Below are 13,400 nucleotides of genomic sequence, written 5' to 3' on the forward strand. Positions count from 1 at the left end.
GCGGAATCTTGAAACGAATGATGCTGCGACTGACCGGCGTAATGCTTGTGATCGTGCTGTGCCTCGGCGCAATCGGCTGGTTTGGTCAACATGATAAAGTGAACAACGCCCTCTACCGGGCCTATTACGGTGACCACGGTATCCCGGCGGTCCACCAAGACGTCTACAAGGAAGCCGCGGCCACCTATGACGTCGATTGGCGGCTACTCGCCGCCGTCCACCGTGTCGAGACGATCTTCTCGCACAGTTCATCGATGCGCTCTTCGGTCGGCGCGATCGGACCGTTCCAATTTATGCCGCGGACGTGGCTCGGTTGGCAGTACGATACGGATGACCAAAAAGGTGATGTCCCGGAAGACGAAGTCGATTTGACCGACTTGACGCTGATTGAGCAGTACGGCGGCTTAGGCCGAGACGGGGATGATGACGGCAAGGCCGACCCTCATAGTTTGGTCGACTCGGCCCATGCCGCCGCTTACTATTTGAGCGAGCACGGCGGGCAGACGACTGATTCAGTCGACTCGATTCAAAACGCCATCTTTGAATACAACCGGAGTGACCAGTACGTGTCAGACGTCATGTCCTTTTATGAGCAGTATCAGGACGAGCTGTCTTTACTGCCTGGTGACGCGACGACGACGACGCAGCAGGTCGCCCGGTATACGATCCGGTATCTCGATTGGTTCGCAGGCTGGGCATGACCCGGCACTACTTGGTTAAAGTGAGGAAACAACATGAACACGCATATCGAGGAAGTGACGATTCGAGTCAAATCGATATTTAACGAAGACAAGACAAAGCGTTACATGCGAACGTATGAATTCACCGACGTCGTCGATGGGGTGATTTGTGCCGTCATCATCTATTCTCCACGGATGAGCGATGCATTTTTATCTGGTACGACGACTCAACGCGCCTACATGCTCATGCGGAACCATTTGGACAAACCGATCCGCGAGATGCGCGTCATCAGTCTCGTCCCGACGCTCGCCATCAATGACAACCTACCCTACGTCGAGTCTCAACTCGACGAAGTGAACTTTCATTACGTGGAAGAGACGCTCGACGAGGTCGAGACGAGCGGCGGCATGATCATCGTCGGTTGGGGTTCGCCTGGGCGCCTCATGCACCATTCCACACTGTACAAGACGTTATTCGCCGAGCACGAGGCGAGCATGTATTGTATCGGTACGACGTCAAAAGGCGAACCGCAACAAATTCGCATGGCCAATGAAAATACGGTACTCGAAGCGTTCAATAACGAATCGATCAAACCGAAATTTAAGATCTTGAAAGAGACAAAACAGGACGACTCGAAATGAGTCGTCCTGTTTTTTATCGCACGCCGATCCATACACTTACTCCGAACAGCGTGAACAAGAGTGACGCCAACAGAAAATCGTTTCGCGTGACCGGAATCACCTCGTACGTGGAACGATGTTCACCCGTAAATCCCCGAGCCTCCATCGAGAACGCGATCCGCTCGGCTTGACGGATAGCGCCGGCAAGAAGCGGGATTAGGAGTTTCGGGATGTGCCGCACGTGATCGATCCGGGTGTCGAGGCGCACGCCACGTAAGGCATGCGTTTCATAGAGCTGCATCAGTTCGATCTTTAAAATCGGGAAAAAGCGAAAGCCGACGAAGACGCTATAGGCGATGTTCGGAGACAATCTCGCCTGCTGCATCAGACTGTAGACGAACCGCTTCGGGTCCGTCGTCAGCGTGAACAGAAGCGACAGGACCGTAAAGGCGAGGACCCGAAGCGAAAGTGTCGCCGCCAACAACACGTTCTCCTCGGTGACATCATTGCCGAAGAGCGAGAACACGACTTGCCCGCTCGCCTCTCTGCCGAAGACGAGCGTCGTCCAAAGCGTCCCGAGCGCGGTCAGTAAAAATGGGATCATGAACAGTCCCCATCGCTTCCAGCTCACGTCGGAAAAGATGAATTGGAGGGCGATTGTGCCGAAGAAGACGACGAGCGGAGTCCACGGGTTGTACACGAAGGCGAGACCGAACATGAGACACGTCACGGTCAAGAACTTGATTGTCGGGTTCATCTCGTGAAACGTCATCAAAACGCCTCCGTCAACAGTCCGTGGGCCCGCAATAAGTCCGAGTCGTCCCAAATCGACGCATCGTACGGCCCACTCAAGTTCCCGTCACTCATCAAATAATACGTGCTCGCGGCACGGGCGAAACTGAGATCGTGCGTTACGAACAAGACCGTCTGCCCCGCACGGACTCGTTCAGCCATCAATGCATGGAGCGCTCGAAGTGATGCCTCGTCTTGACCGGCCGTCGGTTCATCAAACGCGAGCAGTTGTTTACCCGACAGAAGCATCACCCCGATGGCGAGTCTCCGTTTTTGACCGTGACTGAGTGAGAGTGGATGGGCGTCACGCAGACGTTCAAGCCCGAGGCGTGCCAACATGTCCTCGATTGAACGGTTATGTCCATATGCTAGTTCCCGCGACACGTCACTCGTCACAAACAAATGCGCCGGGGATTGCGGGACGAGCCCGACTTCACGGTGATGCCGCGCCAGGCTTTTTAGCCACGTCGATTTGCCGCTGCCGTTCCGACCGAGGATGGCGATCACATCCCCGGGGGCCACTGCGATTTTGCTCGCTGCAAGTTGAAACTTTTTGTGATTCACTTTCGGTATCTGAAATAATGTGTTTGTGCCCCGTGTCGTTTCAATCGGCGTAAATGTATAATCCGGTTGAACGACGAACGATCCATCGCCTGCGATCCTTCCGTTCACGAGTTCCAGGTGCCGGTCAAAGAAGTCGCCCCACATGTACGGACGATGCTCGATGACGACGATATTGACGTTCCGTGCGGACTTGTCGAGCCAGCGAACGAACCGACGTGCCGTCGCCGGGTCGAGGTGTGAGAGCGGCTCGTCGAGTAAGAGCCATTCCGGACATCCGATCAAGGCACAGGCGACGGCGATTTGCTGCTTCTCGCCCCCTGATAAATCATGGATGGTGCGGTGGCGATAATCGGACAAATGTAACTCGTGCAAAATCGCTGAGACACGGTCCATCATCTCGCTTCGGGCGACCGAAAAGTTTTCGAGCGTGAAAATCAGCTCTTCCTCTACCGTCTGCATGACGAACTGGCTGTCCGGGTCTTGAAACACCGTCCCGACGCGGCGATTCACCTCGCCAGGCCGATACGTGGCATAGGACCGACCGAATAGATGCAATCGCCCCGTCACAATCCCATCACAGTTGTCCGGGTAGAGCCGATTGAACAAGGCGAACAAAGTCGACTTCCCCGACCCGCTCGCCCCGGTGATGAGCGTCCTGCCGTCCTTAAGACGAAGTGTGATATCTGTCAATACGTCGCGTTCTTCTCCCGGGAAACGAAACGCCAGACGCTCGGTCTCAACCATGTGCCTTCCTCTGCCGGGTGACGGCATACCCTTCTAGCGCACCCGTTCGAAGCAACAAGTCGCTCAAAATCTTCCCGCCGATCCCTGCGATGAGCATCCCGCTCGTCGCCCGTAGTGCGAACATCAAAGCCACGTACGTCGGACTTAGCGCGCTGAGACCTCCCATGACGTACGTATATGCGAAACTCGTCACTGCCGCACCGAATCCGGCGAGCATGAGCACCCACAAGTCATACCGCTTATACCCGGTTAGTGCGAACGCCGCTTCGGCGCCGAGTCCTTGAATGATGCCGACGAGGATGATGCGCGGACCGATCGCATTGCCGATCATCATCTCGATCGACGCTGCGAGCACTTCCGACAAAAAGGCGGCGCCTGGCTTTCGAATGATGTAGGCGGTAATAATCGAGACGATGAACCAAATCCCAAAAATCCATTCATAGGCGATCGGCCCGATCAAGCCGGCCCACAAGTTCCCGACATGGACGAACGCCAAATAGACGACGGCAAAGACGACCGATAAAATCGACAACAAGACGATTTCTTTCAACTTCCATGAGTTAAGCATCAACGCGTCCCTCGTGTGACGGACTGTTCACACTGAACGTGACCGTCATGACGACGTGGCTCGTCTTCTCGCGAACACGGTTGAACGTCGCCTCATAAAACGCGAACACCGGCTCGATGTCTCCGTGAATTCCTGAGGCATAATGCATCGCGTCATTGAACACACCCCGTTCTTTCGCGAAATCGATCTCTTCATAGATGATGTCCATGTAATCATCATCACCGAGCGGGTAGAGCGCGAACTGTGAAGAGACGTATTGCGCACCTACCCGCCCGTTCACCGGCTCACTCGATACGTCGAGCAGATTGTCCCCGGCCGTGTCGCCCGGACATCCGGCCGAGAACGTCCCGCTCATCGACACATGCGCCCCTGTTCTCGTGGCGTGTGACAAGACTGCTTTCGCGACGTCAAACACGTGCTCGGCCCGACCGCGAATCACGGTCGACACATCGTCCGTGTGCCTCCAGACGTTGCTTAAATCAGTCTCTTTGAGTGCTCCTTTGATGACCGGTATGAACTCTGACGTCATCGGGCTTAGCGTAAAGCGGAACCCGACGATCGGGCTCGTTCCACATTGTTGATTCATGATGATTCCCCCCTTATTTGGTTACACAAAAAAGCCGCATCCATGAGAATGCGGCCACTTATCCAATCATCAATCCATCAGAAAAAGTGCCACACTTCCTCACGCCAGTATTACCTGGATCGAGTTATAAGGGATTGGAGCCATGCTCACATCTCAGCCGAAGCACCCCTAGTGTAGTCCAATGTATGCGGTTGTTCATGCAAGCAAAAGTATAGCCGTTCGATTCTGAATTGTAAACGGTTAAATCATGAAAACGTCGCGATCCCGTTTCCTGGAAGCGTATCCCGTAACGTTGTCCAGTCTGACGCCATCTCTTCGTCTGACAGTAGACAGGCGTCAAGTTCAAGCTCGACGCGCACTCGGTCCATTCGGTGACCGATCAAGACGAGCTCCGTCTGGCGGTCGCCGTACGGCTCGATGTAATCGGCCTCAAGCTCTGGTTCGGCGGCGAACATCTGCTTTCGTTCCGCGTCAGGAAGCGTCGCGAGCCAACGCCCGGCATGTTCGAGCGTCGACGCGTACCCCGCTTGGGAGAACAAGCACGCGATGTCGTTCCGTGAGGCGATCCATAAAAAACCTTTCGCCCGGACGACTTCTTCCGGGAACTGTTCGATCCACGCATGTAAACGCTCCGGGTGGAACGGACGGCGGCGGCGATAGACGAACGAACTGATGCCGTACTCTTCGGTTTCAGGGGTATGGTCGTCTGTCTCGAGCTCTTGGATCCATCCGGCGGCATGCATCGCCTGGTCGAAGTCGAACAAGTTCACGTCTAACAGGTCGGACAACAACACGTTCCCGTATGTGCTTGTCAAAAGTCGCGCCGCCGGGTTTAACGCGCGTAACAGACTTTCGATTTCGTGCAGTTCCGGTTCCGTGACCCGGTCCGCCTTGTTGAGGACGATGATGTCGGCAAACTCGACTTGATCGACGAGCAAGTCGACGACTTCCCTGACATCACCCGTGTCGACAGCCTGTTTCCGTTCATGCAGCGATTCGCCCGAGTTGAAGTCTTTTAAAAATCGATATGCGTCGACGACCGTCACCATCGCGTCAACATACACACGGCTCGTCAAGTCGATACCCAAGGCGTCATCCGCATATGTAAACGTCTGCGCGACCGGGATCGGTTCCGAGATGCCTGACGACTCGATGATGATGCCGTCGAGCTGTCGGTCGTTCGCAATCTCGCTGACCGCCTCGAGTAAATCTTCTCGCAACGTGCAGCAGATGCAACCGTTAGACAGCTCCACCAACTTCTCGTCCGTCCGTGAAAAACCTGCCCCGTCAATCAATCGCTCATCGATGTTCAGCTCGCTCATATCGTTGACGATGACGGCATATTTTTTACCATCCCGATTGTTCAACATATGATTGAGCAACGTCGTCTTGCCACTTCCTAAATATCCGGACAAGACTGTGATCGGAATTCGTTTCATGATGTATACCACCTTTAAATCGTAATCATTACTTTTTAGATAATGAACGGGATCACGTCCGTTGTCAACAAAAAAACACGCTCAAAAGGAGCGTGTTTTCTTGTTGACTAACATGATTGTTATCGCTCGTCCTTCGGGCGCCCACGCTTTCCGCAGGCAATCCCGGAGCCTCATCGCGACTCACGTCGCTACTGGGTCTCCGTTGGATTGCTTTCCTGCAGGAGTCGGGGCGCCATCGAACGAGCAACGCAAACGGTCGCCATCTAGCGGCCATTTGTCTTTTTCTGAGGCCTCGACGGCCGAAGAAAAAGCTCTGGATATGTTCTTCGTACCGGTTATTCTTCTAACGCTTTCCGTTCCGCCTCGGAGCGAGGATACGTGTTCGCCTGCCACTCGGCCCGGTAAATCGAATCGAGTTGCGTCAATCCGACCTCGTCATCATCCTTATCGGCATCCACACTCGGCGTCTCGTCCCACTTTGGTTCAAGATACGTATGGTCTTCTTTCCGAGCCCGGTCGTCCAATATCTTTTGAATCCCGACCCGAGCCACCGCCGCTAGTGCCAATCCGATTCCCGCTCGCACGAGCAATCGCTTCACCATAGCCGTCCCTCCTTAACGTCCAAACCGATAAAGTGGCATCCCTTTCACGTCCGTATCAATCTTGAAGACCGAACCCGCATCCGGATGAGCGGCGAGCGCCTCGTCGTCCATGCCTTCCCGTGCCGTCGTGATCGCCAATTGTTTTAAGTCATCCCCGATAAAACTACACGACGTGACGTTCGGCGCCGGGACGATGACTTCAAGCACTTTTTCACCCGTCTCCGGATTCCACCGCGTGACGCGCCCGCCTGCAAAGTGGGCAATCCATAAAAAGCCGTCTTCATCCGACGTCATACCGTCCGGGAACCCGTCCTCATTCTTGAAATCAATGACGACCTCACCTTCCCCGAGCGTGCCCGTTTTCAAATCGAACGGGAACTTGCGAACCGTCTCGGTCGGCGTATCGATATGGTAAAACGACGTATGGTCAGGTGACCACGTCAACCCGTTCGATAACGTCAATCCGCTCAACATAACCTCGGTCGTGCCGTCGCGGTTCAAGCGGAACAACGTCGCCTGCTCAGACTCGTCTTTTAAGTGGAGCGTCCCGGCGAAGACACGACCGTACGGGTCGGCTTTCCCATCGTTGAAGCGAAGGACACCTTCCGGGTCATCAAGTTCGACGAGTTTATCGAGTTGTTTCGACGTTTCATCCCACTCATAGATACCATCCTTCAATCCGACGATCACGCCGTCGGTCACTTTAGGGACGACAAATCCGACCTGCTGTCCCATATCAAACGAAGATAATTCATCTTCTTTCTCATCGTACCACCAGAGCGCGTGCCCTTCGATATCGACCCAGTAGAACCGCTTCAGTTCAGCGTCCCAGCAAGGCCCTTCCCCGAGCGTGTTTCTGACTCGAATCCATAACGTAGCGTTTACTGTCTCCATTGAATTGCCTCCACTCTCTGCTTTGATATCAAAAGACTATTCCCTGAGGGGGTAAGGACTATTCATCATTCACAAAAATGTTTAAAGATATTTCTCGTCTGACGCATTATGCGCCCGGGCACGATAAAAGCGCTCCGAATCGGTTTCGATTCGGAGCGCTCGTTTATTTGGCGCCTTCGACGTTCATTTGTTTACTGCGTAATTGGCCGCACGCCGCATCGATATCGGTCCCGTGCTCGAGACGCACGCCCGTATTGATGCCCCGTTTTTTCAAGACGTCGTAAAACGCCATGATGTCCTCGGTCGTACTCCGCTCGTACTGGATGTGCTCGTTGACCGGGTTGTATGGGATCAAGTTGACGTAAGACTTGTCTTTGATGTCATCGATCAACGCCGCGAGTTCTTCGGCATGTTCCGGCAAATCGTTCACTTTCGAGAGCAAGATGTACTCGAACGTGATCCGTTTATTCGTCTTCTCGACGTAGTAGCGGATCGCCGGCATCAGTTTATCGAGCGGGAACGCCCGGTTGATCTTCATGATTCTCGTCCGCAGCGCATCGTTCGGCGCGTGCAGCGAGAGGGCCAAGTTGATGCGCAGGTCAAGGTCGGCGAACTTGTAGATCTTGTCGGCGAGCCCACTCGTCGAGACGTTGATTTTACGAGGAGCGATCGCGAGACCGCGCTCGTCTTTGACGACACGGAGGAAGTCGACCAAGTTATCAAAGTTATCGAATGGCTCCCCGATTCCCATGACGACGATGTGGCTGACGCGGTCATCTTCACCGACCTCGTCTAAATAGTGTTGAACGGTCATGATCTGTTCGACGACCTCACCCGCCGTCAAGTCGCGTGTTTTTTTCAAGAGGCCGCTCGCACAGAAACTACAGCCGATGTTGCACCCGACTTGTGTCGTCACACAGACGGAACGTCCATACTTATGGCGCATGAGCACCGTTTCGATATAATGCCCGTCGTGCAGTTTAAGTAAGAATTTGACCGTGCCGTCACCCGCTTCTTGTTTGACGAAAAGTTCTTGTGTCGTCAGCGCATAGTTCGCCTCAAGCTGTTCGCGAACTTCGGGACGAACCGCGATCTCGTCGAGCCGTCTGACACGGTCGATGTAAAGCGAGTCCCATATTTGTCTGGCGTGGTAGGCACTGTATCCCCAAGATACGCAAGCGTCCGACAGCTGATCAAATGTCAGCCCATATATAGATGATTTCATTGTAATCTGTCCTTTCTTCAATCCGCATACGTACCATTGTAGCGGACGTGAGCGACAGGTGCAACGTTCTTACATAGGCGGGATCGGACGCGTCACGTGGCGTTCGAACGCGTAGGCGATACGGATGAGGTCTCGTTCCGCATAGCTCGTACCCGTGAATGACAGCCCGAAAGGTGCCCCGCTCTGTTTGAGCTTGTATGGGATCGTGACCGTCGGGTGCCCTGCCTTCGCCGCCATATCGTAATTCAAGTCGTGTGGCAACGCCAGGGCGTGAAGCGTTTGTTCCATCAATAAACGATCGAGGCCGTCCGTTTTCGCGTGCCGGACGTCGGCTAAGCGTCGCTCGAGGTAGCTCGACTCGGTCAAACGCCCTGATAACTGATTCGCTTTCTCGAACGTAACTTGTCCGTGCGGGATCGTTTCCGGGTGAAGCTTGTTCCAGTCCATCAAGTCCTTGAGCGTTTCATACGGGAGCGCTGTCGTCGCCAAATACGCCTCGATCCCGAGCTTGAACTCATGGTAGAGGACGTCGCCTTGGTCAAGTCCGTCGTTTGACGGCAGGTCGACTTCGACGAGCTCGACCCCGCTCGCTTTGAGTAACGCCAGCGCCGCTTGATAGAGCGTCTGTTCTTCATCCGACAGTTCCGCCTTCACGAAACCGACGCGCATGCCGACGGCTTGACGTTCGTCGAGACACGTCCGGTACGGTGGACCGGCCGGTAGATGTGTCGTCGCCGGGTCCGAGTCGTCTTCCCCGCACATCGCTTCTAGTGCGAGCACCGCGTCGCGGAGCGTCCGCGCCATCGGACCGGCCGTATCTTGCGACCGCGAAATCGGGATGATCCCACTCCGGCTGATGAGCCCGACCGTCGGTTTGATGCCGACGATGCCGTTATGGACGCTCGGGTGGATGATCGACCCGCTCGTCTCGCTGCCGACAGCGAGCATCGTCAAGTTCGCAGCGACCGCTGACGCCGAACCAGAACTCGAACCGCCGACGTCGAGATTGTCACCATACGGATTGAGCGTCTGGCCACCGACCCCGCTCCATCCGTTCGGCATGTCCTCCGTCAAAAAATTGGCCCATTCCGATAAATTGGCTTTGCCGAGAATGACCGCCCCGTGCTCACGGAGGCGACGGACGAGTTCAGCGTCACGACCGGCAAAGTGATGCTCGAGCGCCACGGCGCCGGCAGTCGTCCTCATGAGTCCCGCCGTCTCGATGTTGTCCTTGAGTAAAACGGGAATACCGAGGAGTGGCAGCCGGTCTCCGCGTCGGTAGGCACGGTCAGCCGCCTCCGCCTCAAACAACGCGTCCGGGTTCACTTGGATGACCGCTTTCAGTTTATCGTTCAAGCTAGCGATCCGTGTCAAATAGTAGGCCGTCACGTCCCGGGCCGTGAACGTCCCTTCTTTATATCCGCGCTGTGCGGTCTCGATGTCTAGTTCAAATAAGTCTTGCATCCAATTCCCTCCTTATAGGCAATGTTATTCGGTATTCGCTTAATGCATCGAATCCCCTTCTTTTTATCGCCATTGGATGTGCAACTTGATACACTAGAAGAAACGTTATTGGAGGTAGCCATGTCCCGCTCTTACATCCTTGTTTTACTGTCCGTGTTCGCCCTGTTCTTTCTACAATTGTTTGGGGATGATTTGCCGTGGGCATTCCCTGCGTCCATCGCCCTCATTATCTTGATTGTTGGTGCCACGCTATTTCAACTTCGGCGCACACCAAATCGTTGACGTTTAAACGAGACAGATGATATGATGCTGTCACCAACTACATATCGATATCTTGAGTGAACGAGAGACCTGGCTCTACGACTTCACAGCAACCTGCTTCGGCAAGGTGCTACTTCCAGCAAGGCATCGCCTTGGACGATATGACAAAACGCTCATGTCGATGACATGGGCGTTTTTTTGGAATGAACATGAGGGGGATTTTATTTTGGAAAAAGCTACATTCGCAGGTGGTTGTTTTTGGTGCATGGTGACACCGTTCGAGGAACAGCCAGGAATCGAAGGAATCGTATCCGGTTATACAGGCGGACACGTTAACAATCCGACGTATAAAGACGTCAAGACAGGCACGAGTGGTCACTACGAGGTCGTCGAGATCACGTTCGATCCTTCTCAATTCTCATATGAGCGCCTGCTCGAATTGTATTGGATTCAGACTGATCCGACCGACGACGGCGGCCAGTTCCAAGACCGCGGGCAACAATACGCGCCCGCCATCTTCTATCATACGGAAGAGCAACGCGTGGCGGCAGAACAGAGTCGCGACGCGCTCGCCGCGAGCGGAAAGTTCAAACAACCGATCGTGACGAAAATCTTACCGGCTGACGTCTTTTACCCGGCCGAAGACTATCATCAAGATTATCATAAAAAAAATCCGGCCCACTATAAAGCGGACCGGAAACAATCTGGCCGTGACGAGTTCATCGACCAGACGTGGACAAGCTGACAACGACGGGCCTCATGCCCGTCGTTTTTTTAGCTCTTGGCAAGCCCGAGCATGAATCCAGCGACCACGATCAGACCGATCCCCATAAACACGAAGACACGTTCTTTCGTCGTCTTTTCTTCTTTTAACAAGTAAATGCCACCGAGCGTTGCGACGACGACGTTCAATTGTGACAAGGCGAACGACGTGGCGATGCCGACTTCTCCGCTCGAGACGAACAACCCGAAATTCCCGATGCCCCAGGCAAGCCCGGCGAAGATGTTCTTGAACGTCTTCGGATCAAATTTTTTCACATCTTTTTCACGAAGACTGAACAAGAGCGCGGCGATGAACATCCCGAGCGACTGTGGCAAGATCGCGGTGATGCCGTCCACTTCAAAGTAGTTGGTCAGGACGGCGTACGTCACGTAACCGATGCTCGAAACGAGGAGCACGAGTAGCCCTTTTTTCAAAGCACTACTGCTGTCCGATTCTTTATTTTGTTGATATGACGTCATGACGGCCCCGATGATGATCAAAACGAGGGCCGAGAAGCCGAGCCATAGCTCGGTCGATGTCTTCCAGTCCCCGAGAACGATGACTCCGAACAGTGATGTCCCGACAAGCTGCATCCCTGTACTGATCGGCATCGCTTTCGAGACGCTTAAAATTTGGAACGACTGGAACTGAAGGTACTGTCCGAGCGCCCAGAACACACCCGAAATGAAACCAGTCACGATCGCGAGCGTCGTGAACTCTGGTTTGAAGACGAGCGCGATGACAACCGCCATCACCATCGCGCCGATCGTCGTGCCGATCAATTGTTGAATCGGCTTGCCGCCGACAATAGATACGATAAGCGGGATACTCCCCCACATGAGTGCGGGCAGTAGCGCTAGCAAAATCATCTCCATACGTTGCACCTGCTTTCTTAATATAACATTCTGTCTATTCTTCCCGGCTCTAGCGCTCATTAAACTTCAAAAAAATGATTTTCAAACTTCTTTCGTTTTTCTTGTTGCCAAATCATTTATTAGAATGATATAATAATTTCCAACGGGGCATTAGCTCAGCTGGGAGAGCGCCACGCTGGCAGCGTGGAGGTCAGCGGTTCGAGCCCGCTATGCTCCATTCCTTAAGTCGGTCCACTGATGTGGGCCGGCTTTTTTGTGTCCCCGCCTCGGTTTAAGTCGACACGAACCGGGTAATGATTGTAAGACATCATTTATCTTAAGGGGGACTTCCAATGAACCGAGCCTCTGTCGAAGAGACGATTTTGGCAGTGATCGATTGTATCCGGGCGAGCAACCATTGCTTCTCGAAATGTTTACAAGAAGAAGACCTGCTGATGGTCTCGGAATGTATCCGGTTGACGAAAGAATGTGCCGAAGTCGCCACACTCACCTTGAACGCGCTCGAAACCGACTCTGCGTTCACAAGACCGATCGCGGCGCTCTGCGCGCAAGTGTGTGATACGTGTGCCGTCGAATGCGGGCGTCACTTATACGACCATTGCCAACGTTGCTCTGAGGCGTGCTTGCGCTGCGCCGAGGCGTGTCGGCACCTCTCGGCCGCATGATCGCTTTCCAGTCTAACCTTGTGTTAGACTTTTTTTGTACAGATTTTTAACGAAGAGAGGAACTTTTATGCCACATTCTATTCTAGCAATCGACGTCGAGACGGCCAATCGCGACAGTCGGAGCATCTGCTCTGTCGGTTGGAGTTTACTTACAGACGGTGAAGTCGTCGAGACGAACCAATTGCTCGTCAATCCTGAGGAAGACTTTGACCAAGGCAACATTCGCGTCCACGGGATTCGCCCGAGCGACGTCTGGGACGCCCCGGCATTGCCCGAAGTGCTCGAACAGCTCTATCCGACACTGAACGCCGTCGACGTCGTCATAGCCCATAACGCCGCGTTTGACATGGGTGCGCTCCGCAAAGCGATCGCCAAGTACGACTTGTTCACTTTCCCGACGATTGAATACGGCTGCACCGTCAAGTTGTCCCGCAAGCTATACCCGGGGCTACCGAACCATAAGTTGAACACGATGGCCGAGCATTTGAACGTCCCGTTCATCCACCACGATGCCGCCGAGGACGCCCGCGTCTGCGCCCTGCTCATGCGCGACATGATGATCAAGACCGGGATCACCGACGTGCGCGAGTTGCACCGCTACACGTCGGTCAAACTCGGAACGCTCGCTTATTGACGAAAGGCCCGACAGCTGTCGGG

At 54.2% G+C, this 13,400-nt stretch carries 16 protein-coding genes, 1 tRNA gene and 2 riboswitches; of the genes, 7 read left to right on the forward strand and 10 right to left on the reverse strand.

The annotated features are described in order from the left end of the window. Positions 1 to 17 precede the first annotated feature (17 nt). The gene (locus EVJ20_RS03980) at positions 18 to 701 is read left to right on the forward strand and encodes a lysozyme (RefSeq protein ID WP_236633385.1); all 684 of its coding nucleotides are present in this window, start codon (positions 18 to 20) and stop codon (positions 699 to 701) included. A 33-nt stretch (positions 702 to 734) separates the two neighbouring features. After that, positions 735 to 1,322: a DUF1643 domain-containing protein gene (locus EVJ20_RS03985; RefSeq protein WP_131463566.1), complete on the forward strand. Its 588-nt coding sequence runs from the start codon at positions 735 to 737 to the stop codon at positions 1,320 to 1,322. Positions 1,323 to 1,335: 13 nt separating this feature from the next. On the opposite strand, the gene EVJ20_RS03990 is transcribed toward EVJ20_RS03985, so the two are convergent. From EVJ20_RS03990 to EVJ20_RS04035, 9 genes are all read right to left on the reverse strand, one after another. Beyond that, complete coding sequence (locus tag EVJ20_RS03990; RefSeq protein ID WP_131489705.1) at positions 1,336 to 2,073, reverse strand: energy-coupling factor transporter transmembrane component T family protein; 738 nt, start codon at positions 2,071 to 2,073, stop codon at positions 1,336 to 1,338. Beyond that, the gene (locus EVJ20_RS03995) at positions 2,073 to 3,401 is read right to left on the reverse strand and encodes an ABC transporter ATP-binding protein (protein ID WP_161566995.1); all 1,329 of its coding nucleotides are present in this window, start codon (positions 3,399 to 3,401) and stop codon (positions 2,073 to 2,075) included. Before EVJ20_RS03995 ends, EVJ20_RS03990 begins: the two co-directional genes overlap by 1 nt. Then, positions 3,394 to 3,969: an ECF transporter S component gene (locus tag EVJ20_RS04000; protein WP_070327197.1), complete on the reverse strand. Its 576-nt coding sequence runs from the start codon at positions 3,967 to 3,969 to the stop codon at positions 3,394 to 3,396. Before EVJ20_RS04000 ends, EVJ20_RS03995 begins: the two co-directional genes overlap by 8 nt. Continuing rightward, positions 3,962 to 4,555, reverse strand: coding sequence for a YkoF family thiamine/hydroxymethylpyrimidine-binding protein (locus tag EVJ20_RS04005; protein WP_131507133.1), 594 nt, complete (start codon positions 4,553 to 4,555; stop codon positions 3,962 to 3,964). Before EVJ20_RS04005 ends, EVJ20_RS04000 begins: the two co-directional genes overlap by 8 nt. 79 nt (positions 4,556 to 4,634) lie before the next feature. Beyond that, a riboswitch (TPP riboswitch) is annotated at positions 4,635 to 4,735 on the reverse strand. A gap of 65 nt (positions 4,736 to 4,800) precedes the next feature. Further along, on the reverse strand, positions 4,801 to 5,994 hold the full coding sequence (locus EVJ20_RS04010; RefSeq protein WP_070327195.1) for a GTP-binding protein: 1,194 nt from the start codon (positions 5,992 to 5,994) through the stop codon (positions 4,801 to 4,803). A 335-nt stretch (positions 5,995 to 6,329) separates the two neighbouring features. Continuing rightward, complete coding sequence (locus tag EVJ20_RS04020) at positions 6,330 to 6,596, reverse strand: hypothetical protein (protein WP_016509018.1); 267 nt, start codon at positions 6,594 to 6,596, stop codon at positions 6,330 to 6,332. 12 nt (positions 6,597 to 6,608) lie between these two features. Then, positions 6,609 to 7,490, reverse strand: a complete 882-nt coding sequence (locus EVJ20_RS04025) for an SMP-30/gluconolactonase/LRE family protein (RefSeq protein WP_070327194.1) — start codon at positions 7,488 to 7,490, stop codon at positions 6,609 to 6,611. Positions 7,491 to 7,653: 163 nt separating this feature from the next. Further along, a complete protein-coding gene (gene rlmN / locus EVJ20_RS04030; RefSeq protein ID WP_016509033.1) occupies positions 7,654 to 8,715 on the reverse strand; it encodes a 23S rRNA (adenine(2503)-C(2))-methyltransferase RlmN in 1,062 nt (353 codons plus the stop codon). Positions 8,716 to 8,784: 69 nt separating this feature from the next. Then, on the reverse strand, positions 8,785 to 10,179 hold the full coding sequence (locus tag EVJ20_RS04035) for an amidase family protein (RefSeq protein WP_131463578.1): 1,395 nt from the start codon (positions 10,177 to 10,179) through the stop codon (positions 8,785 to 8,787). Positions 10,180 to 10,299: 120 nt separating this feature from the next. Here EVJ20_RS04035 and EVJ20_RS15200 point away from each other — a divergent pair, with 120 nt between their 5' ends. Together EVJ20_RS15200 and msrA are read left to right on the forward strand one after the other, a co-directional pair. Beyond that, on the forward strand, positions 10,300 to 10,461 hold the full coding sequence (locus tag EVJ20_RS15200) for a hypothetical protein (protein WP_173647367.1): 162 nt from the start codon (positions 10,300 to 10,302) through the stop codon (positions 10,459 to 10,461). A gap of 44 nt (positions 10,462 to 10,505) precedes the next feature. Further along, positions 10,506 to 10,605, forward strand: a riboswitch (SAM riboswitch). A 61-nt stretch (positions 10,606 to 10,666) separates the two neighbouring features. Then, a complete protein-coding gene (gene msrA / locus EVJ20_RS04040; protein ID WP_131463580.1) occupies positions 10,667 to 11,185 on the forward strand; it encodes a peptide-methionine (S)-S-oxide reductase MsrA in 519 nt (172 codons plus the stop codon). 29 nt (positions 11,186 to 11,214) lie between these two features. Here msrA and EVJ20_RS04045 read toward each other — a convergent pair whose 3' ends face one another. Next, positions 11,215 to 12,078, reverse strand: coding sequence for a GRP family sugar transporter (locus EVJ20_RS04045; RefSeq protein ID WP_131507137.1), 864 nt, complete (start codon positions 12,076 to 12,078; stop codon positions 11,215 to 11,217). Positions 12,079 to 12,222: 144 nt separating this feature from the next. Between EVJ20_RS04045 and EVJ20_RS04050 the strand changes: the two genes are divergently transcribed. The 3 genes from EVJ20_RS04050 to EVJ20_RS04060 all read left to right on the forward strand — a co-directional run bounded on the left by EVJ20_RS04050 (position 12,223) and on the right by EVJ20_RS04060 (position 13,377). Next, a tRNA-Ala gene (locus EVJ20_RS04050) sits at positions 12,223 to 12,295 on the forward strand. Positions 12,296 to 12,410: 115 nt separating this feature from the next. Next, positions 12,411 to 12,743 carry a four-helix bundle copper-binding protein gene (locus EVJ20_RS04055; protein ID WP_131463583.1) on the forward strand — a complete coding sequence of 111 codons (333 nt, stop codon included), beginning with the start codon at positions 12,411 to 12,413 and terminating at the stop codon, positions 12,741 to 12,743. Positions 12,744 to 12,810: 67 nt separating this feature from the next. Continuing rightward, a complete protein-coding gene (locus EVJ20_RS04060) occupies positions 12,811 to 13,377 on the forward strand; it encodes a 3'-5' exonuclease (RefSeq protein ID WP_131463585.1) in 567 nt (188 codons plus the stop codon). Positions 13,378 to 13,400 lie beyond the last annotated feature (23 nt).

This window comes from Exiguobacterium sp. SH0S1 (assembly GCF_004337165.1).
GTDB lineage: Bacteria > Bacillota > Bacilli > Exiguobacteriales > Exiguobacteriaceae > Exiguobacterium > Exiguobacterium aurantiacum_A.